This window comes from Novosphingobium sp. (assembly GCF_019748365.1).
In the GTDB taxonomy this organism is placed as follows: domain Bacteria; phylum Pseudomonadota; class Alphaproteobacteria; order Sphingomonadales; family Sphingomonadaceae; genus Novosphingobium.
On sequence record NZ_JAIEPN010000068.1, the window covers coordinates 14069 to 32242 of the forward strand.

Below are 18174 nucleotides of genomic sequence, written 5' to 3' on the forward strand. Positions count from 1 at the left end.
AAGTCCCTTTGCAGTTCAGCAGCGCAGGCGGGCCGGATTCTTACGGGAAGACGATATCAAGGTTGCGCCAGTCCTTCGTCGCCGCCGCGCAGTTGCTGGCCCAGTCCGCCGAATAGTTGACATGGTCGGCCATCTGCACCGGCCAGAAGCAGGTGACGTAACAGTCATAGATGTCGCGCTCGGCCGGCTGGCACAGGCCCGCCGTGCCGCCCGTGGCATCGACTTCCCAGCCCGGCGAGAACGAGAGCGAGCAGCCCAGCGGCACATGCGGACGCGGGGTCTGCTGCAGCGCGACGACATCCTCTTCCATCGAGGCCATGTCGGCCTCGATCTTGTGCGCCTTGGCGTTGAGCGGTTTCAGGTGCTTCATGACAAGCCCTTTCGTTCGGCGAAACGTGTGAGAAATTCGGGATTGCGCTGGGCGAGCGCGCCGTAGATCTGCAGGCAGCGGTCGGTCCACTGGCGGATCCAGTCGCAGTAATGCAGGTTGGCATGGCCGGTATCGCCATAGCGGACGAAGGCTTCGTGGTGGCAGCCCCCGGCGCACATCGGGCGCGCCCAGCAGGTGCCGCATTCATATTTGGAGGCGACATGGCCGCGGGTGAGGAAGTCCTCGCGCTTGGTCTGGTCGAGCCCGGTATCGATATGGCCCAGCGTATGCGTATCGGCATCGGTGAAGCGGTGGCACGGCGAAAGATCGCCCGAGGGGCTCACGCCGAGGAGGCCGAGACCCGCGCCGCAGGGGTGCGACTTGTTGGTGCCCGCGATCAGTTCCGAAATGGTCTCCGAAACGTTGGTGAAGCCGTGGACCTTGCCTTGCAGCGCATAGTCCAGCCATTCGTCCGCCAGCGCTTCGAAATCGGCCAGAACGCCTGCCATGGCATCGCCATTGAGCGAATAATCGCGCTCCTCGGCGGTGGTGACGGGGGCGAAGCCGACTTCGTGGAAGCCGATATCGTGCTTCAAGTGCTGGTAGATGCGCTTCACGTCGGTCACCCCGGCGCTCAGCGTGACGCGCGCGGTGACGGCGCGGGTCTTGTGCCCGGCGATCAGCTTGCGCAGGCGCGGCTCCATCACCGCATAGCTGCCCTTGCCGTTCTTGTAGACGCGGCGGGCATCCTGCAACTCGGGCGGGCCGTCCATCGAGACGGTGACGCCGATCGCATGGTCCGAAAGGAAGGCGATGATCTCGTCTGTCAGCAGCGTGGCGTTGGTGGTCAGGCTGTAGGTGATGCGCTTGCCTGCCGCCGCCGCCGCTTCATCGGCATAGAGCACGACATCGCGCAGCAGGCGGAAGTTCATCAGCGTCTCGCCGCCGAAGAAAGTGATGTGCACCGCCTCGCGCCGATCCGCGCTGCGCAGCAGAAAATCGACCGAGGACTTTGCCGTCTCCAGCGACATGTACTTCGGCTTGCCCGCCGGGGTCGCGATCTTGTCCGCGCCGAATTCGTAGCAATAGGTGCACGCGAGGTTGCACTGGTTGGTGACGTTGAGCACCAGCGCCTGAAGCGGATAGTCCGCCGGGGGCGCGGCGGGCATCAGCGCGTGACGAACCTGCGTAGACTCGATGGCCCGCGCCAGCCGCAGCTCGCGCACCAGTTCCTCGGCATCGGTGGCGGAAATGCCATCGGCGACCAGCGCGCGGACCAGATCGTCGTGATCCAGCTCGCCATGCTGCCCCAGCAGATCGAGCACCTTGCGGGTCATCTCGTCGGCCGCGAAGATCGCCCCTGCCGTGACAAGATAGATGAAGTCCGCGCCCTGCGCCCGGAACTCGTGGATTTCGCCGCTGCGATAGCGGTGGTTGAGGGTCGTGGTCACTGCGATACCCCCGGATTGTCCCACCGCTTGTAGGCGGGCACCGTCACGACAAGGTAGGAACGCGCCGTCAGCGGCTGGCCGGTCGCATCCTTCTCGTCCTTCGCGGTCGCCACCACCCAGACATCGCCGTAGTTGTTGCGATTGCCGCTGCGCTCGGGGTTCGGTCCGTCGCTTGCGGGGGTGAAGAAGCCGGTCGGCGTGAGCTTGCCGACGAAGTCCTTGTCGTCGTCATAATAGGTCGCCTGGAATTCCTCGATGTGGAACTCGGCGGGCACCACGCCGACCTTGACGTCATCCGCAGTGTTGGGCTTGCCATCGGCGCCCGCGTCAAAGCCCCAGGCTTCGAACTGCGCGTAGCCCGGCGTGCGCTTGCCCGAACCCAGCCGCGAAATCCCGGTTTCTGGGCTGACCTTGAGGTAGGCAATTTTCTGGTAGACGGGCAGGGCATTGGCCAGCACCGCCGAGCCGACCGAGACATCGTGCACCGCAGGCTTCACGTCCGCCGCTGTATCGACCGTGACGACGACTTCACCGGGCGCGGCCGAAACCAGCTTGGTCACGGTGATCCCGCTGCCCAGATCGACGTCCTTTGCCGTCAGCCCCGCCGGGAAGGCGTCGCCATAGATGTGCACCGTCTGCGCCTTGCTGCCGCCCTTGATCGAAGCGGGCCAGACCGCGCCGATCACCGGGCTGCCGTCGGCGCGGGTCAGCGTCACGTCGTAGCCGAATTCCTGATAATCGCCCCAGAACCAGCGGCCCGACGCACTGCGGCGGTCCGTGCCGAACATCATCGTGCTGCGCAGCGGCTGGTTGAAGGCATTGGGTGCGGTGGGGGCCGCTGCCGGTACCGACCGTCCGCGCCAGGCATAGCCGCCATAGACGAGCCCGCCGCCCGGTGCGCTGAGCACATCGCCATCGGCCAGGTTCTTCAGTGCGGTTTCGGTCTTGAACTCGCCCTCCGCAGCGCCCGGCGCTACGGTGAAGGTGCCGTAGAACAGGCCCTTGCCCGGCAGCCATGCGCTTGCCAGCCACTTGCCGGCAAGGCGCGGCGCCTGCTTGCGGCCTTCCCACGCGGTCCATTCCGGCGTCTTGAGCGGGGCAACCTTGCGCAGATACTCCAGTGCCACTTGTCCCGCTGTCACCGGGATCATGCCAGGCTTGTTCACGATCGGCTCGGTCTGGCCGAACACCGCGCCGGGGCGGTCTACCGCCGGGCGGCGATACTGGGCATCGGCCTGCGAATAGAGTGCGACGTGGAATTCCTGCAGGTTCTTCCATTCCGCCGCCGAACGCCGCCAAGATAGCGGCTGGGCAAAGGCGTGGCAGGCGGCGCAGCTGGTGCGCACGGATTCGCTCGGAATATTGGTTTCGTCGATCACCCGCTTCTCGACGAGGTATTGGACCGGCTTCGCTTCTTCGGGCGCAAGGCCATGCGTATCGGCGAGGTAGCGCACGATATGGCGCGCTTCTTCGGGTGTGAGCACAGCCCCGTTGAGCCGGACCATGCGCTTGATGGCCGAATCCCAGCCTTCGGGCGTAGTGCGGACCCACGAGATGCGCGAGAGATTGCCCTTGTCGTCCGCCGTGTGGCACGCGCCGCACTTCTCGCGGGTGAGGGCATCGGTCACCGGGATGCCGTCTTCCTTCTCGATCCCCTCGTCAGCGGGGAGGCCGGCCTGACCGATCACCGCCGAGGCGGAAAACAGGCTGGCCGCGCCAAACAGCAGCGCGGCGGTCAGGCGGCGAAGGATCGGGCTGCGGGACGAAGGCGCTGGCGGCGCAGGCGAGGCGAGGTCATGGCCGAGGGCCTGGAATGCATCGTCTGCCGCGCCTGGAACGTCCATCTGCGTAAAGCCCCCTGAAGAATTATCCCCGTTACCCCTCCGGCACGACTCGAATTCTGTACAACTGTACGGGATTGGTCAATCGTTAACTTGCGCCATTTTGTGCGTTTGCGAAGATTCGTTTTGCCCCGCGAAAAATGCTGTTCAGGCCAGTTGCAGCGGGAGGCTGCGCAGGCGCTTGCCGGTCGCGGCGCGGATCGCGTTCGCAACCGCGGGAATGACCGGGGGCAGCGTCGGCTCGCCAAGTCCGGTCGGCGGATAGTCGTTCTTGACCCAGCTGATCGCAATCTCGGCGGGCTTGGCATCCATGCGCAGCAGCGGGAAATCGCTGAACGTCACCGTCTGCACCGCGCCCGCTTCCTGCACCACCGGCTGCCAGACCAGCGCCTGCGCCAGCCCGTCGATCGCCGCGCCCTGCGCCTGGTGCTCGGCGTTCAGGGGATTGATGATCTGCGAACCGATGTCGCCCGCGATCCACACCTTGTCGACCTTCACCGCCCCGTCCGTAACGGTCACGTCGACCACTTCGGCGAAGTAGCCACGGTGGCTGAAATAGAAGCCGAACCCGCGGCCCTTGCCGGGCACTGCCGAGGGCTTGCCCGTCCAGCCCGCAAAGGCCACCACGCGCTCGATCACCGCACGCGCGCGGGCCGTGCTGAACACCACGGTAGGGCGTTCGGTCGGCAGATCGCGCGGGGCGCCCAAAGTGCGCAGCATCAGCGCGGGAAGGTCGGTTCCCGCCGCCTCGGCCACTTCGTCCATGAAGCTCTGGTAGACAAACGCCATCGCGTTCGAGGTCGGCGCGCGCAGCCAGCCGGTGGTGAGGTTGGTCGTCAGGAATGATTGCGCCAGATGGGTATCGGGCACGACCGAGGCGGGAAACTCCGATGCCGGCATGTCCGCCGCGCGGATCGCCTTGCCGTTCGCGCCGAAGGTCACGAAGTGGTCCTTGAACGCCACCAGCGCGCCGCTCGCATCGATCCCGGCAGTGAACCGGTGCCAGCCACCGGGCCGGTAATAGTCGTTGCGCATGTCGTCGGTGCGGTCGAACAGCAGCTTGACCGGACGGCCCGGCACGGCCTTCGCGATCTGTCCGGCCATCACCATGTAGTCGTTCATCAGCCGCCGGCCGAACCCGCCGCCGATCCGCGTCATGTGGATGGTGATCGCCTCGGGCGCGATGCCCATCATCGCCGCCACATCCTTGCGGCCATTGCCGGGGTTCTGCGTCGGCGCCCAGAATTCGACCGTCCCGCCTTCATGCCACAGCGCCGTGCAGTTCTGCGGCTCGAGCGTGGCGTGGGCGAGGAAGGGATAGCTGTAATCGCCGGTGACGACCTTGGCCGCCTTGGCAAGGGCGGCATCGGCATCGCCCGCCTTGAACAAGGTGGCATCGGGCGCCTTGCCCAGCGCTTCGGCGGCCTGCCTGGCATAGAGTTCGGTCGAAAAACCCTGCTGCGCGGCGATGTCCCACTGCACCACCAGCTTGTCGCGCAGCTTCTGCACCGCCCACCACGATGTGCCGACAATCGCCACCGCATCCTGCTTGCCCGCCGGGCACTGGCCGCTGCTGATCGGCACCACCGCGACGACGCCGCGCGCGGACTTGACCGCGCTGTCGTCATAGCTGGCCAGCGTGCCGCCGATTGCCGGGCACTTCACCATCGCGGCATGCAGCAGCCCCGGCAGCCGCGTATCGATCCCGAACAAGGGCTCCCCGCGCACGATCTTCGGCGTATCGACACCCTTTTTCGGCGTGCCGATGATGTGGAATTCGTTCGGCTTCTTGAGCGGCACTTTGGCGAGATCGGGCGCCGGCTGCGCGGCGGCCGCCTTGGCCAGCGAGGCATAGGTCGCGCTGCGGCCCCCGGCCTTGTCGACGACGCGCCCGCCGGCGGTGGTCAAACTCGCGGCGTCGACCTTCCACTGCGCCGCCGCGGCGCTAACCAGCATCGCCCGCGCCGCCGCCCCCGCCTGCCGCGCGGGCAGCCAGTTCATCGGCGTCGCGGTGCTGCCACCGGCGACCTGCGGGCCATAGAGCTTCTCGTTGGCATCGGTCTGCTCGATCTTCACCTGCTCCCAGCTCACATCGAGCTCGTCGGCCAGCAGCATCGGCAGCATCGTCTTGATGCCCTGGCCGATTTCCGGGTTCTTCGCCCCGATGATCACGCTGTTGTCCGGCAGGATGCGGATGAACGCGTTGAGCATGGTCGCTTCCGCCACGCCCGGACCCGCCGCCAGCGCGATCTTCGCCTCGAACGTCAGCGCCGCACCCGCCGCGAGCGAGGCCGCGATGAACGAGCGGCGGTCGATCCCCTTGGTCCGGTCCCGGTTCATGCTTTCGTCTCCAGCCCGGCGGCTTCGCGGATGGCCCGCTCGATCCGCACATAGGTCGCGCAGCGGCAGATATTGCCGTTCATGCCGAGCAGGATGTCTTCCGCGCTCGGCTTCGGGTTCGCGGTCAGCAGCGCGGTGGCCGACATGATCTGCCCGGCCTGGCAATAGCCGCACTGCGGCACGTCGATCCTGGTCCAGGCCTCGACCACCTTCTGCCCGGCCGGCAGCGCGGTCACACCCTCGATCGTGGTGATCTGCTTGCCCGCCGCTTCGGAAATGAGGGTCTGGCACGAGCGGACCGCCTGACCATCGAGCAGGACGGTGCACGCCCCGCAGAGGCCCGCACCGCAGCCGAACTTGGTGCCCGGCATGTCCAGATCCTCGCGCAGGACCCACAGCAGCGGCTTGTCGGCATCGGCGTCCACGCTCCGTTTGCGGCGATTGACGGTCAGGACCATGGACATAGGCAAACTCCGATTCGGCGAGCGTGCGGGGAGGCAGCGCCTCGGCGAAGTGAAATCTGAACAGTCTTCAAGGATTGCGTCAAGCGCTGAGGGTGGGGGGCTGTTTGCGGCGCTCTTGCTGGCAGGTTACGACCAATGTCGGTCAGTCACACCCGACCCAATGAGCGCCCGGTGCTCCTCTTAGCCGCAATTCCTCTTAGAGATAGTGCATCGACCGGGCACATAGCGGTCTTCAAGCGTGCCACTGTAGCCTCGAAGCTAGAAGTCGCTCCACTCGTCCTTGCGGTGAGTAGGTTTGATGGCGAGATTGCCGACCACGTGCGAAAGTGGAGCGGGAACCAGGCTGGTAGGCATGCGAGCAGCAGTTTCTGACGGTGCCAGGCGGTTATGCGCCGGACGAGTCCGTACTGACATGGAAACACCCGCTCCGTTCACCGTACCGCTCAACCGGAACTGTGAGACCAGATCGCCCAGCCGCTGGGCTTCATTCGAAAGGCTGCGGGTTGCCGCAGTTGATTGCTGGACCATGGCTGCGTTCTGCTGGGTCATCCGACCGATAGTAGTGACCGCAGAGTTCACCTGTTCGAGATTGGTCGCTTGCGCGGCGGTTGTCTCGGCGATTTCGTTCACCTGCTGAGTCATCGCGCCGACTTGTCCGACAATCTCGGCTAGCAAGGTGCCGGTCTCGCCTACCAAGCTTACCCCCTCAGCCACATGCGCAGTCGACGCTTCGATGAGGGTCTTGATATCACGCGCTGCGTCGGCCGAACGTTGGGCAAGCGCGCGGACCTCGTTGGCAACGACCGCAAAGCCTCTACCTGACTCGCCGGCGCGCGCCGCCTCGACACCCGCATTGAGGGCCAAGAGATTGGTCTGAAAGGAGATCCCGTCGATCACATCGATGATCTGCGTTATCTCCTTCGCCGATCGCTCAATCGCCCCCATCGCTACCACTGCCTTGCCGACTACAACGCCGCCTTGAGTGGCACGAGTATGGGTCTGCATAATAGCCGATCGGGCTACACTGGCGCTGGCGGCTGCATGGCGCGTAAGGCTAACGGTCTGTCCGACCGCAGCAGTGGTCTCTTGGAGACTGGCGGCCTGCTGTTCGTTGCGCAAGGCAAGGTCTTCCGAAGCTGCACGGATCTCATCGGAGCCGTCCAGAACATCCGTTGCCGTGGCGCGAACAGCGGCAATCATCTCTTCAAGTTTGCCAACCGCAGCGTTGAAGGCTGTGCCGATGGCGTCAAATTCTTCGATTCCGGTTGAGGGAACTTGCTGGTCGAGCTGACCTCGCTCAAGCGCCTGCATCGCGGTCAGAACGGTATTCCGAGCCTGGCGGTGCGGGCTGACATCGGTCGCGATCTTTACGACCCGTTCAACCTTACCCCGAGCGTCGAATGCCGGACCGTAGGTTGCCTGAATCCAGATTTCCTTGCCGGATTTAGTTATGCGGGGATAGCGCGCTGTAAAGCTCTTGCCTGCCCTGAGGTCAGCCCAGAACTCCTTGTATTCGGGGCTATCAGCAATCTCTGGCGCGCAAAACATGCGATGATGGCGGCCTTGGATCTCGCGAAGGCTGTACTCGACTACGCTGCAAAACGCCTCATTGGCCTCCAATATGGTTCCATCCGGCGAAAACTGGATTATTGCTTGGGTGTTTTTGACAAGCTGCAACAGAGCATCATCGAATTTTGACAGCGCGGTGCTCCCAAAACCAAACATGATCAAGATATTCCAAGAATGAAGTGAATGTGGAGGTACGAGCGGTCTTGCACGCGCCTACCATTTACCCGCTAATGGATACGGAAATCTGCGTTACGTAAAAACCTGAGGTTCGGCGATCCGCTTTGAAAAACTTCAGCCTAGCGCGAACGTTGCTATCAAATGCCCGCTCCAAGCCGACGATCTGTGAGGAGGGTTCGACAGAAGATGCCTGCTGAGTGGCAAATCCTGCAACTCGGTTTTTGCAGAGTTGCCCGTTGAGAGCACTTTCCGACCAATCTGGCTCACCGTGACGGAGTCGATCTTGGCCCAAAGAACCAGACAGGGCGCAAGGCGAGAGGAGGGAGCTATGCTGGCCCATAGTGACCGACGATCAACGTGGCCATGGGCCAGAAGCGGCCCGCCCCTTCGGGGTTGCTTCAGGAAGCCCCTCGGCGAATGAAACTCAGGCAGCGTCGCGCCGCTGGCACGGGCTACCAGCCCGCACTGCATGGCCCTCCTTGCCGAGAAGGTTCCTGACGCAATCACGGAGAGCCAGATTGGTCGGAAAGGGCTCTAACGTCAGCTTTTAGTGATGTCGGTCTTACGACATGATGTTCTTGAACGACCGCTTCGTCCCACTTCGCGCCCTACGGCACAGCCAGCAACCCTTGGCCAAAGTCCGTCGCCATAAATAACAGACGCGTCTGTTATTTATAAAGCGCTGTCCTACATCTGCCGCTCTGCCGCATGATGGCGGGGTGTGTAGCGAATCGATCTCAGTGCCGCCGGTTTCAGCCGGTTGCAGGCAGGGGGGAGGGCCGTGTCAGGGCTTGGCAGTTTTTGCTCAGGACTGTGTCAACCGTGTCAACCTCGTCCCGAAACCGGATTCCTCGGCCGGTTTCTGGTGGGAGTATGCCCGAAGGCGAGAGCCGGAAAGCGGAGGCGGGAAACCGGTTGCCCCGAAAGCCAAATGGGGGCCGGCATTGCTGCCGGCCCCCACTGTCGCCGCTGCTGGCACTCTGGCTTTCCAGCGCCTGAGCTCACCGCGTCCTTCCGCCGTTCCCTGCCCTTCGGTTCCCGTCCTTTCGAACGGTCTTCCTCCAGTCCGCTTCGCCGTCCGGTCCCGCCTGCAAGCAGGCGCTTCCTTGTCCGCTCAGCCTTCAGTCCTGCGGCGTCCGCAGTTCCTGACCACATGGGCCTGGCAGTCGCTGGTGCCCGTACCGCGTTCTGCGCGTTGCCGCGCGTCCTGCCGCTGCGAGCGTGTTTCCTTGCGCTCTTCCTCGGGCGCCGCTCCCGTCAGCCCGGCCTTGCGGCCTCACCTTCGGACGGTTCCTCCCGGGGGGAGACAAGGGCCCTTCCGCGCGGCTTGGCGTGCTGCCCCTCGCTCCGTTTCCGCCGGCGCTTGCCCCCGGTCTTGCGACCATCGGCCTTGCCGCTTTCACTGTGCTTCGGGACGCCATTCCGGCCTCCGGAGCCAGCCCTTCCGGTTTGCAATCCGCCGCTTCCAAAGCGCGCCTCAGCACGCCGAAAGTGGTTTCATTGCATACTTTCCAGTCTAGCCCGATCAGGAAATTTATGCCTTTCAATCAGTGCCTTGCGGCGCTTTTTTCAGGCTTCGTTTCCCTCTCGACAAGACAGATGCTGCGCTTCGTGGGTGAGTCGCACAAGCAGGAAAATGCGAAGTTATCCACAGGCAGCCGAATGGCTGGTGGACAACTTCGCAAGCTGCGGAATCCGCTTTGTTTTAGTTTTGTGACGATTCGTCGCGGCGCTTATTGCCCGCGCTGCGCCAGCAACCGGAGGCGGAGGGCATTGAGCTTGATGAAGCCCGCCGCGTCCTTCTGGTCATAGGCGCCGGCATCGTCCTCGAAGGTCACGTGGCGCTCGGAATAGAGGCTGTCGGGCGACTTGCGGCCCACCACGCTGGCGTTGCCCTTGTAGAGCTTGAGGCGGACGGTGCCGTTCACCTTGGCCTGGCTGTGGTCGATCGCGGCCTGCAGCATCTCGCGCTCCGGGCTGAACCAGAAGCCGTTGTAGATGAGCTCGGCATACTTGGGCATGAGCTCGTCCTTGAGGTGCGCGGCGCCCCGGTCGAGCGTGATGCTCTCGATCCCGCGGTGGGCGCGGGCATAGATTTCGCCGCCGGGCGTCTCGTACATCCCGCGGCTCTTCATGCCGACGAAGCGGTTCTCGACCAGATCGAGGCGGCCGATGCCGTGCTTGCGGCCAAGCTCATTGAGCGCGGCGAGCAGCGTGGCGGGCGACATCGCCTCGCCATTGAGCGCGGTGCCGTCGCCCTTCTCGAAGTCGATGGTGATGTATTCCGGCGTGTCCGGCGCGTCCTCGGGATTGACCGTGCGGCTGTAGACGTAGTCCGGCGTCTCCTGCCACGGATCCTCGAGCACTTTGCCTTCGGACGAAGTGTGGAGGAGGTTCGCGTCGGTCGAGAACGGGCTTTCGCCGCGCTTGTCCTTCGGCACCGGGATCTGATGTGCCTCTGCCCAGGCGATGAGGGCGGTGCGGCTGGTCAGATCCCACTCGCGCCACGGAGCGATGACCTTGATGCCCGGCTCCAGCGCATAGGCGGACAGCTCGAAGCGCACCTGATCATTGCCCTTGCCGGTGGCGCCGTGGGCGACGGCATCGGCACCGGTCTCGCGGGCGATCTCGATCAGGCGCTTGGAAATGAGCGGGCGCGCGATCGAGGTGCCGAGGAGGTAATCGCCTTCGTAGCGGGCATTGGCGCGCATCATCGGGAACACGAAATCGCGCACGAATTCCTCGCGCAGGTCGTCGATGTAGATGTGCTCTGCCTTCACGCCCATGAGTTCGGCCTTGGCGCGGGCCGGCGCCAGCTCCTCACCCTGTCCGAGATCGGCGGTGAACGTCACCACCTCGCAGCCATAGGTCACCTGCAGCCACTTGAGGATGACGCTGGTATCGAGACCGCCGGAGTAGGCGAGGACGACGCGCTTGATATCGGACATGGCAGCCAGCTTCCCGTGGACAGGTACAGAATGGCGCGGCGGCTAGCAGGGCCGCGCGCGCGGTGCAACCTGTTGGGAGCGATCAGCCCTTACGCGCGGCGCGGTAGCCCAGTTCGGTCTCGTTGATGTAGTTGCGCGTCAGCGGCAGGGCATCACGGTTGCGCACGATCTGGAGCTGGAAATTGAGGAGATCGGCGTGTTCGAAGCCGGTCGCAGCGCCCGCGAGATAAAACTGCCACATGCGGAAGAAGCGCGCGTCGTAGATGCGCGTGATCGTCTCTTCCTGCTCGGCGCAGCGCTTGTACCATTCGCGCAGGGTCAGCGCGTAGTGGCGGCGCAGGACCTCGCAATCGGTGAGCATGAGCTTGCACGGCTCGATCGCCTTCACCGTCTCGCTGAGCGAGGGGATATAGCTGCCGGGGAAGATATACTTGCGGGTGAAATCGTCGGTGACGCTGGGCGGACCTGCGCGGCCGATGGTGTGGAGCAGCATCACGCCGTCCTCGCTGAGCAGATCGTGGCACTTGCGGAAGAAGGTCTCGTATTGCGGCACGCCGACATGTTCGAACATGCCGACCGAGACGATCCGGTCGAACGGGCCCTGCTGCTCGCGGTAATCGGTGAGGCTGAAGGTCACCTTGTCGGCGACGCCTTCCCGCTCCGCCCAGGCCTTGGCGTAGCCGATCTGCTCGACGCTCAGCGAGATGCCGTGGATGCTGGCGCCCGAGATCTTGTGAAGGTGCAGCGCGAGGCCACCCCAGCCGCAGCCGATATCGAGCACGCGCATGCCGGGCTTCAGGTCGAGCTTGGCGGCGATGTGGTCCATTTTGGCGAGCTGGGCTTCTTCCAGCGTGGTGACGCCTTCGTCCCAGTAGGCGCAGGAATACTGTCGCGCGGGATCGAGGAAGAGATCGTAGAGCCGGTCGTCGAGATCGTAGTGGTGCGCGACGTTGCGCTGTGAGGAGCGGCGCTGGTTGATCTGGCCGATCCGGTTGGTGATTCTCACGCGGGCCTTGTCGAACAAGTTGAGGTTGTCGAGATCGCCGCCCTTGTCCCACGGGTTGTTGCGCCGGATGAAGCCGACGAAATCCATGATGTCGCCGTTCTCGATCGTGACGCGCCCGTCCATGAAGCATTCGGCCATGCCGAGGCTGGGATTGCGGGCGATGGTGCCGGGCACGCGCGCATCATGGAGCTTGAGCCCGAGATCGGGCCAGCCCGGGGCCGCTGTGCCATAACGGCGCTTGCGGCCCGAGGACTCGGTAAGGGTGAGCGTGCCGTGCTTCACCAGACGGCGCAGCGCGGCATCAAGCAAAATCATCGACATCGGCGACCTCATTGACCGGTAAGAACGTTAAGCGGCCTATGGCGCGCCATGGCCGCGCGGGCAAGCCACGCAGCGCATAAGAGCGATGCGTCAGCGGCAGCGCGAGCCGCTGCGTTCGATTTCCCGGCCGAGCAGGGCGCCGCCTGCCGCCCCGAGCAGGGTGCCGAGCGTGCGATCACCGCGCGTATCAATGGCGCGGCCGACGAGAGCACCGCCGACGGCGCCGATCACGAGGCCGGTCGTGCCGTTGCTGCGCTTGCAATAGTAGCGCCCGTCGCGGCCGCGCCAGACCTGATCCCGGCTGTTGATAGGACGTGGTTCGACGTAGCGCCCATACTGATCGTATTCGCCGCTCTGGGCGCGTCGGCCGTTGGCCGGGGCCCACGACGGGGGATCGGCGAGCGCCGGAGCGGCGCCAAGTGTGGTTGCGGCAAGGACTGCGGCCGTGATGAACCTGTTCATGGAGAAGCATCCTTCTTGATGATCTTCGACGTGACGGACTTCTTCGCTCGAACCTGCGGACATGATGCCCAACCACAGATGAACGCGGCCGCAAAGGCGACAAGGCGAGGGCAGAGTGCGACGAACTGGGATAGTGGTTCACATAGCTTTCCTACATGAACCAAATGGGTTATTCCTGATCTTGCCAGTCCCTTCTGCCCATCTGTCTGGAGAGAATTCATGCCCAATCCGCCTGTCACCTTCCCTGCGCTCTTCACGCCCGCAAATGCGGTTGCCTTTACCAATGCCGACGGCACAGCCCAGACTGTCAGCACCGACGCTCCGCTGCCCGTTGCGTTTGCCGGCAGTGTGGGGACCCAAGCGGTGAGTGCAGTCAGCCTCCCGCTTCCAAACGGCGCGGCAACCGCTGCGAACCAGACAACGACCAACACCTCGCTCGCTGCGATTTCCGGGCAGCTTCCCGCCAGCCTGGGGCTCAAGACAGCAGCGGCAAGCCTTTCGGTGGGCCTGGCGAGCGATCTTGCCAACCTCGAGCCCGCTGCAACCGCCATCACCGGCACCACGATGCCCACTGGCGGGACAGGTCTCACCGGTTGGCTTTCGGCCATCTACCGTTCGTGCAGCGAAGGCGCGACGCTGGCGGGCAGCGTGACATCGGCTGCCGTCGTGGTTTCAACGAGCAACAATCTCTACATGGGTGGCTCGTTTCAGGTCACCAGCGCCGGAACTTCCTGCACGATCACGTACGAGCAATCGAACGATGGCATCAATTGGGTGACGCTTCCGGTCATTTCTGCCGCCGTGGCCAATGCGGCACCGGCTACCACCTCGACCGCTGCAGGCATCTATACCTACGTCTCCTCGGCTGCTTTCGTGCGCGCGCGCGTTTCTACATACACAAGCGGGACGGTATCGGTGGTGCTCAGCCAGAAGCAGGAGGTTGCCCCGTCGAGCGGTGTCTCGCTCGCCGGGGGCAGTGCGGGCATCGGCAGCGTTTCGGTGACCGGCACGGCGACAATCTCGGGCAGTGTCAACCTTGGCAACGGCTTCACCGATAGCACGACCGCGCTGGCCGCCTCGGCGACGTTCACAGGGACGGGCAGGGCCAACAGTGCAGCCCAGTTCGCCTTTTTCAATGCGACGGCGTTCGCCGATCAGGCTGGTACGCTTTTCATCGACCAGTCGCTCGATACCGGCACAAGCTATCAGGCGATCGCCAGCCAGGCCTTGGCGGCGGGCAGCGGTGCCAATCTCTCGGTGCGCTTGTGCGGGGCGGTCGGCACGGCGACGCTGTACCGCGTGCGCTATGTCAACGGCGCGGGCGCGCAGACGACCTTCCGGCTTTCGAGCAGCTTTTCGGCAAGCTGATCGCCCTCAGCCGAGCGCGGCCTGCTTCTCTTCAAGGAGCCGGTCGACCTCGGCGCGGGACTTGCGTTCGGCCGCGGTCTTGAGCTGCCCGCAGGCAGCATCGATATCGCGGCCGCGCGGCGTGCGCACCGGGGCGGAGATACCCGCGTCGAACACGATCTTGGCGAAGCTCTTGATCCGCTCCGGGGTCGAGCATTCGTAAGGCGCGCCGGGCCAGGGATTGAACGGGATGAGGTTCACCTTGGCGGGAAGGCCATACTGCTTGATCAGGCGGACCAGTTCGTGCGCATCGCTGTCGCGGTCGTTCTTGTCCCTGAGCATCACATATTCGAACGTGATGCGGCGGGCGTTGGACGCGCCGGGATAATCGGCGCAGGCCTGCAGCAGTTCCTCGATGCCGTACTTGCGGTTGATCGGCACGATCTCGTCGCGCACCTCCTTGGTGACGGCATGGAGCGAGACGGCGAGGTTGACGCCGATTTCCTCGCCCGCGCGGGCCATCATCGGGACGACGCCGCTGGTCGAAAGCGTGATGCGGCGCTTTGACAAGGCAAGGCCGTCGCCGTCCATCACCACTTTCAGCGCATCGCGGACGTGGTCAAAGTTGTAGAGCGGCTCGCCCATGCCCATCATCACGATGTTGGTGAGCAGGCGACCATCGGGGGTGTAGTCCGATGCCTCGTCGTCCTCGGCATCATCAAAGTCCAGACCCGCCATCGAACCGCGCGGCCATTCGCCTAGCACATCGCGCGCGAGCATGACCTGGCCGACAATCTCGCCCGGCGTGAGATTGCGCACGAGCCGCATCGTACCGGTGTGGCAGAAGCGGCAGTTGAGTGTGCAGCCGACCTGGCTCGAGACGCAGAGCGTGCCGCGCGTGGCGTCGGGAATGAACACCATCTCGAAATCGTGATTGTCCGCCGTGCGCAGCAGCCATTTGCGGGTGCCGTCGCTGGAGACTTGCGCCTCGACCACTTCGGGGCGACCGATCACGAAGCGCTCCGCCAGCCATGGGCGCATGGTCTTGGCGATATCGGTCATCGCCTCGAACTCGGTCACGCCGCGGTGATAGAGCCAGTGGAACACCTGCTTGGCGCGCAGCTTGGCGGCCTTGGCATCGAGCCCGGCCTGCTCGAAAACAGCAATGATCTGCTTGCGGCTGAGGCCGATCAGATCGACGCGTCCATCGGCGCGCGGGGTCACCTCACGCGGGACGGGGACGGGATCGATCAGTCCCGGGATCGGCATCGGCGTTATCTGCTGCATCGCGCGCATATAGGGCCAAGCGCGCGCCCGTGCAAACCGGCCCTAGTTCTGCGCGCAGCCGAGCAGTGCGGCGTCCATCGCGGAGGCGGCGCCGGCGAGCGTGTAGGTATCGGTGAAATTGCGCCCTGCGCTGCGCACCGTCACGCTCATGCTGGAGGCCGAGCGCATTGCGGCGACGACGGCTGCGTCCATGCGCCGGTCTGCGGACCAGGCATCGGCGGCGCCTGCGACGAGCGAGAAGCGCTGCCCGCCGACCGAGAGCGTGACCGTGGCGCCGGGGCCGATCTTGCGCGAGAGGCGAACGTGGATCTCGCCGCGCGCGCCGCGGCGGGGCCAGTTGCCGACGGTGAAGTAGGGCTGCAGCTCGTTCATCCGGCCCTCGACCTTGTCGGCCATGGCGATGGCATAGCAGCGCGGGACGCCGGCATCGGAAAAGGCGCCCCAGTTGTTCCAGATGCCGAGGCTGTCGCGTGCCATGGCGGGGGATGCGACGAGCAGCGCGGCAGCGAGAAGGGCGCGCCTCATGGATCGACCAGATCGAGATAGGCGACGACGTCGTTGTCGGTCGCGATGAAAAGATCGGCCTGAATCTCTTCGGGCTGCTGCGCGGCGAGGGCGAGCGCTTCGGCGAGGGTGCCATAGAGCAGCGTCTGTGCCGCGCCGCCCTCGGGGCCGTCCGAGAGGTGGTAGAGCCGGACGCTGGTGTCCTCGCTGGTGGAGCGCATCAGTCGTGTCCCTCGCGCTTGGCGCCGTCGAGCAGGCGGGTGGCGCGCTCCGCTTCGGTGCGGGTTGCTTCGCGCTCGGTGCGGGTGCGGCCATGGGCGAGGCGGTTGGCGGCGGCCTCGGCCTCCTTGCTGCGGCGCGCGGCGGCCTTGCGGGCAAGGCGCAGATTGACGATCTCGGCCATCAGGCGTGCTCGCTGCCCCGCTCGGAGCCGAACAGGACAGTCTCGCGGCCATCCTGCACCAGCGCGATCGAGCCCTGCACCAGCGAAGGGGCGATGGGCGCGCCGAGATCGGGGTGGACCGGATAGCCCGCCATCATCCCCCGCAGCACGCGGCTCGATATGCCGTGCATGACGACCACGTGATCGCCCGGCGCATCGCCCACTTCGGCCAGCCAGTTGGCGAGGCGGGCGGCGATCATCGGGTAGTCCTCGCCATCGGGGGCGGGGCGCAGCAGGTGATCGGCGATAACGATGGGGCCGACTTCGGTCTCGACATCGTCGTAGAGCCGTCCGCACCACGAGCCCATGTCGATTTCCTTGAGATCGTGCGTGCGACGGGCCGCGAACCAGTCGAGCCCCAGCACATCGGCGATCATCGCCATGGTCTGCAGCGCACGGCCGGTTTCGGAGACGTGGAGCGTGACATCGGGACGGTCCCCCAGCACACCGCGCAGCGCGGCGCCCATCGCCAAGGCCTGCTCCGCGCCGAGGCGGGTGAGGGGGGTGTGGATGTGGTTCGCCTGAAGGCGGCGGGCGGCATTATAGACCGTCTCGCCGTGGCGCATGATGAAGAAGCGGGGGCTGGCCATGGCGGGTCTGATAGCGGCTGGGGCTGCGGAAGGCGAGGGGTGAGCGGCCTATTCCTGGGCGGCATGGATATTCTGAGAATGTGCGGCGATGTGCGTGTCCGTCGATCGCTTATTCTGCCCCCAGCGATCCCGAGGGGATCCCAGTGGAGAACAGGACATGGCCAAGTTTGCAACCTATCGCGACGCTTTCCCCAATGCCCGGCTGAGCCGCAAGGACAACGGCGTGCTTGAGGTGACTTTCCACACCGGCGGCGAGAAGCTGGTGTTCGACGGGCACACGCACGAGCAGTTCGTCGACCTGTTCCACGCCATCGGCGAGGACCGCGAGAACCGTGCGGTCATCCTGACCGGTTCGGGCGATGCCTTCATGGATTCGATCAGCCCGGAAGGGTTCGATTTCTTCAGCCCGCAAGGCTTCGACAAGATCCTGCGCGAGGGGCGCAAGGTGCTCTCCAACATCCTCGACATCGAAGTGCCGATGATCAGCGCGCTTAATGGCCCGGTGCTGCTGCATAGCGAATATGTGCTGCTGACCGACATCGTGCTGGCGACGCCCGAGACGGTGTTTCAGGACAAGCCGCACTTCGAATTCGGCATTGTGCCCGGCGACGGGGTGAACCTGCTGTGGCCCGAAGTGATCGGCTCGATCCGCGGGCGCTATTTCATCCTGACGCGGCAGGTGCTCGATGCCGAGACCGCACAGGCATGGGGCGCGGTGAACGAGATCGTCCCGCAGGAGCGGCTGCTGGCGCGCGCGCACGAGATTGCCGACGGCATCGCCGCGCTGCCGCCGCTGACGGGCCGCTACACCCGCATCGCGCTGACACAGAAGCTACGCCGGATCATCGATGGCGGCGCGGGCTATGGTCTGGCGCTGGAAGGCATCAGTGCTGCCGATGTTGGCCGGATGATGGCGGCGAATGGCTGAGCCCTGCCTCAATTGGCGCGCAAGGGTTTCCGGCAGCCTGCCGTCAGGAACCCATGATTGCCCGATCCATGCGGGAGGCTGAAAAGGCTGTTGCGCCGGCGGCAAACCTGTCAGAATGCGGTTTGCT

At 64.8% G+C, this 18174-nt stretch carries 16 protein-coding genes; 2 read left to right on the top strand and 14 right to left on the bottom strand.

The features are described 5' to 3' along the window. Positions 1-40: 40 nt before the first annotated feature. The 9 genes from qhpC to K5Q19_RS09085 form a co-directional block, all read right to left on the bottom strand. A complete protein-coding gene (qhpC, locus tag K5Q19_RS09045) occupies positions 41-370 on the bottom strand; it encodes a quinohemoprotein amine dehydrogenase subunit gamma (RefSeq protein WP_292943762.1) in 330 nt (109 codons plus the stop codon). Continuing rightward, complete coding sequence (peaB, locus tag K5Q19_RS09050) at positions 367-1821, bottom strand: quinohemoprotein amine dehydrogenase maturation protein (protein WP_292943765.1); 1455 nt, start codon at positions 1819-1821, stop codon at positions 367-369. The genes qhpC and peaB overlap by 4 nt, the downstream gene beginning before the upstream one ends. Beyond that, positions 1818-3665, bottom strand: coding sequence for a quinohemoprotein amine dehydrogenase subunit alpha (peaA, locus tag K5Q19_RS09055; protein ID WP_292943768.1), 1848 nt, complete (start codon positions 3663-3665; stop codon positions 1818-1820). Before peaA ends, peaB begins: the two co-directional genes overlap by 4 nt. Before the next feature lie 144 nt (positions 3666-3809). After that, entirely contained in the window at positions 3810-6002 is a 2193-nt protein-coding gene (locus K5Q19_RS09060; protein ID WP_292943771.1) for a molybdopterin cofactor-binding domain-containing protein, read from the bottom strand. Then, positions 5999-6466 (bottom strand): (2Fe-2S)-binding protein, encoded by a 468-nt coding sequence (locus tag K5Q19_RS09065; RefSeq protein WP_292943774.1) that lies wholly within the window; start codon positions 6464-6466, stop codon positions 5999-6001. Before K5Q19_RS09065 ends, K5Q19_RS09060 begins: the two co-directional genes overlap by 4 nt. 258 nt (positions 6467-6724) lie before the next feature. After that, positions 6725-8191, bottom strand: coding sequence for a methyl-accepting chemotaxis protein (locus K5Q19_RS09070; RefSeq protein ID WP_292943909.1), 1467 nt, complete (start codon positions 8189-8191; stop codon positions 6725-6727). Positions 8192-9945: 1754 nt separating this feature from the next. Further along, the gene (locus K5Q19_RS09075) at positions 9946-11160 is read right to left on the bottom strand and encodes an argininosuccinate synthase (RefSeq protein WP_292943777.1); all 1215 of its coding nucleotides are present in this window, start codon (positions 11158-11160) and stop codon (positions 9946-9948) included. Between the two features lie 82 nt (positions 11161-11242). Beyond that, positions 11243-12481, bottom strand: a complete 1239-nt coding sequence (locus K5Q19_RS09080; RefSeq protein WP_292943911.1) for a cyclopropane-fatty-acyl-phospholipid synthase family protein — start codon at positions 12479-12481, stop codon at positions 11243-11245. Between the two features lie 96 nt (positions 12482-12577). After that, complete coding sequence (locus K5Q19_RS09085; protein ID WP_292943780.1) at positions 12578-12949, bottom strand: glycine zipper 2TM domain-containing protein; 372 nt, start codon at positions 12947-12949, stop codon at positions 12578-12580. A 219-nt stretch (positions 12950-13168) separates the two neighbouring features. Between K5Q19_RS09085 and K5Q19_RS09090 the strand changes: the two genes are divergently transcribed. After that, complete coding sequence (locus K5Q19_RS09090; protein ID WP_292943783.1) at positions 13169-14317, top strand: hypothetical protein; 1149 nt, start codon at positions 13169-13171, stop codon at positions 14315-14317. Positions 14318-14323: 6 nt separating this feature from the next. Here the strand turns inward: K5Q19_RS09090 and rlmN are convergent, their stop codons facing one another. From rlmN to K5Q19_RS09115, 5 genes are read right to left on the bottom strand one after another with little or no spacing between them, the layout of a single operon-like run. Then, positions 14324-15583 carry a 23S rRNA (adenine(2503)-C(2))-methyltransferase RlmN gene (gene rlmN / locus K5Q19_RS09095; protein WP_292943786.1) on the bottom strand — a complete coding sequence of 420 codons (1260 nt, stop codon included), beginning with the start codon at positions 15581-15583 and terminating at the stop codon, positions 14324-14326. Positions 15584-15625: 42 nt separating this feature from the next. Next, positions 15626-16108: a hypothetical protein gene (locus K5Q19_RS09100; protein WP_292943789.1), complete on the bottom strand. Its 483-nt coding sequence runs from the start codon at positions 16106-16108 to the stop codon at positions 15626-15628. Next, positions 16105-16308, bottom strand: a complete 204-nt coding sequence (locus K5Q19_RS09105; protein WP_292943792.1) for a hypothetical protein — start codon at positions 16306-16308, stop codon at positions 16105-16107. The genes K5Q19_RS09100 and K5Q19_RS09105 overlap by 4 nt, the downstream gene beginning before the upstream one ends. Next, positions 16308-16490 (bottom strand): DUF4169 family protein, encoded by a 183-nt coding sequence (locus tag K5Q19_RS09110; protein ID WP_292943795.1) that lies wholly within the window; start codon positions 16488-16490, stop codon positions 16308-16310. Before K5Q19_RS09110 ends, K5Q19_RS09105 begins: the two co-directional genes overlap by 1 nt. Continuing rightward, the gene (locus K5Q19_RS09115) at positions 16490-17119 is read right to left on the bottom strand and encodes a phosphoglycerate mutase family protein (protein ID WP_292943798.1); all 630 of its coding nucleotides are present in this window, start codon (positions 17117-17119) and stop codon (positions 16490-16492) included. The genes K5Q19_RS09110 and K5Q19_RS09115 overlap by 1 nt, the downstream gene beginning before the upstream one ends. Before the next feature lie 157 nt (positions 17120-17276). Between K5Q19_RS09115 and K5Q19_RS09120 the strand changes: the two genes are divergently transcribed. Next, entirely contained in the window at positions 17277-18047 is a 771-nt protein-coding gene (locus K5Q19_RS09120; protein WP_292943801.1) for an enoyl-CoA hydratase/isomerase family protein, read from the top strand. The last annotated feature ends 127 nt before the right edge of the window (positions 18048-18174 follow it).

Bases quoted from the DNA above. Each gene is read 5' to 3' on its own strand.
- qhpC (WP_292943762.1), bottom strand. From the start codon at position 370: ATGAAGCACCTGAAACCGCTCAACGCCAAGGCGCACAAGATCGAGGCC.
- peaA (WP_292943768.1), bottom strand. From the start codon at position 3,665: ATGGACGTTCCAGGCGCGGCAGACGATGCATTCCAGGCCCTCGGCCAT.
- K5Q19_RS09060 (WP_292943771.1), bottom strand. From the start codon at position 6,002: ATGAACCGGGACCGGACCAAGGGGATCGACCGCCGCTCGTTCATCGCG.
- K5Q19_RS09065 (WP_292943774.1), bottom strand. From the start codon at position 6,466: ATGTCCATGGTCCTGACCGTCAATCGCCGCAAACGGAGCGTGGACGCC.
- K5Q19_RS09070 (WP_292943909.1), bottom strand. From the start codon at position 8,191: ATGTTTGGTTTTGGGAGCACCGCGCTGTCAAAATTCGATGATGCTCTG.
- K5Q19_RS09075 (WP_292943777.1), bottom strand. From the start codon at position 11,160: ATGTCCGATATCAAGCGCGTCGTCCTCGCCTACTCCGGCGGTCTCGAT.
- K5Q19_RS09080 (WP_292943911.1), bottom strand. From the start codon at position 12,481: ATGATTTTGCTTGATGCCGCGCTGCGCCGTCTGGTGAAGCACGGCACG.
- K5Q19_RS09085 (WP_292943780.1), bottom strand. From the start codon at position 12,949: ATGAACAGGTTCATCACGGCCGCAGTCCTTGCCGCAACCACACTTGGC.
- K5Q19_RS09090 (WP_292943783.1), top strand. From the start codon at position 13,169: ATGCCCAATCCGCCTGTCACCTTCCCTGCGCTCTTCACGCCCGCAAAT.
- rlmN (WP_292943786.1), bottom strand. From the start codon at position 15,583: ATGCAGCAGATAACGCCGATGCCGATCCCGGGACTGATCGATCCCGTC.
- K5Q19_RS09100 (WP_292943789.1), bottom strand. From the start codon at position 16,108: ATGAGGCGCGCCCTTCTCGCTGCCGCGCTGCTCGTCGCATCCCCCGCC.
- K5Q19_RS09105 (WP_292943792.1), bottom strand. From the start codon at position 16,308: ATGCGCTCCACCAGCGAGGACACCAGCGTCCGGCTCTACCACCTCTCG.
- K5Q19_RS09110 (WP_292943795.1), bottom strand. From the start codon at position 16,490: ATGGCCGAGATCGTCAATCTGCGCCTTGCCCGCAAGGCCGCCGCGCGC.
- K5Q19_RS09115 (WP_292943798.1), bottom strand. From the start codon at position 17,119: ATGGCCAGCCCCCGCTTCTTCATCATGCGCCACGGCGAGACGGTCTAT.
- K5Q19_RS09120 (WP_292943801.1), top strand. From the start codon at position 17,277: ATGGCCAAGTTTGCAACCTATCGCGACGCTTTCCCCAATGCCCGGCTG.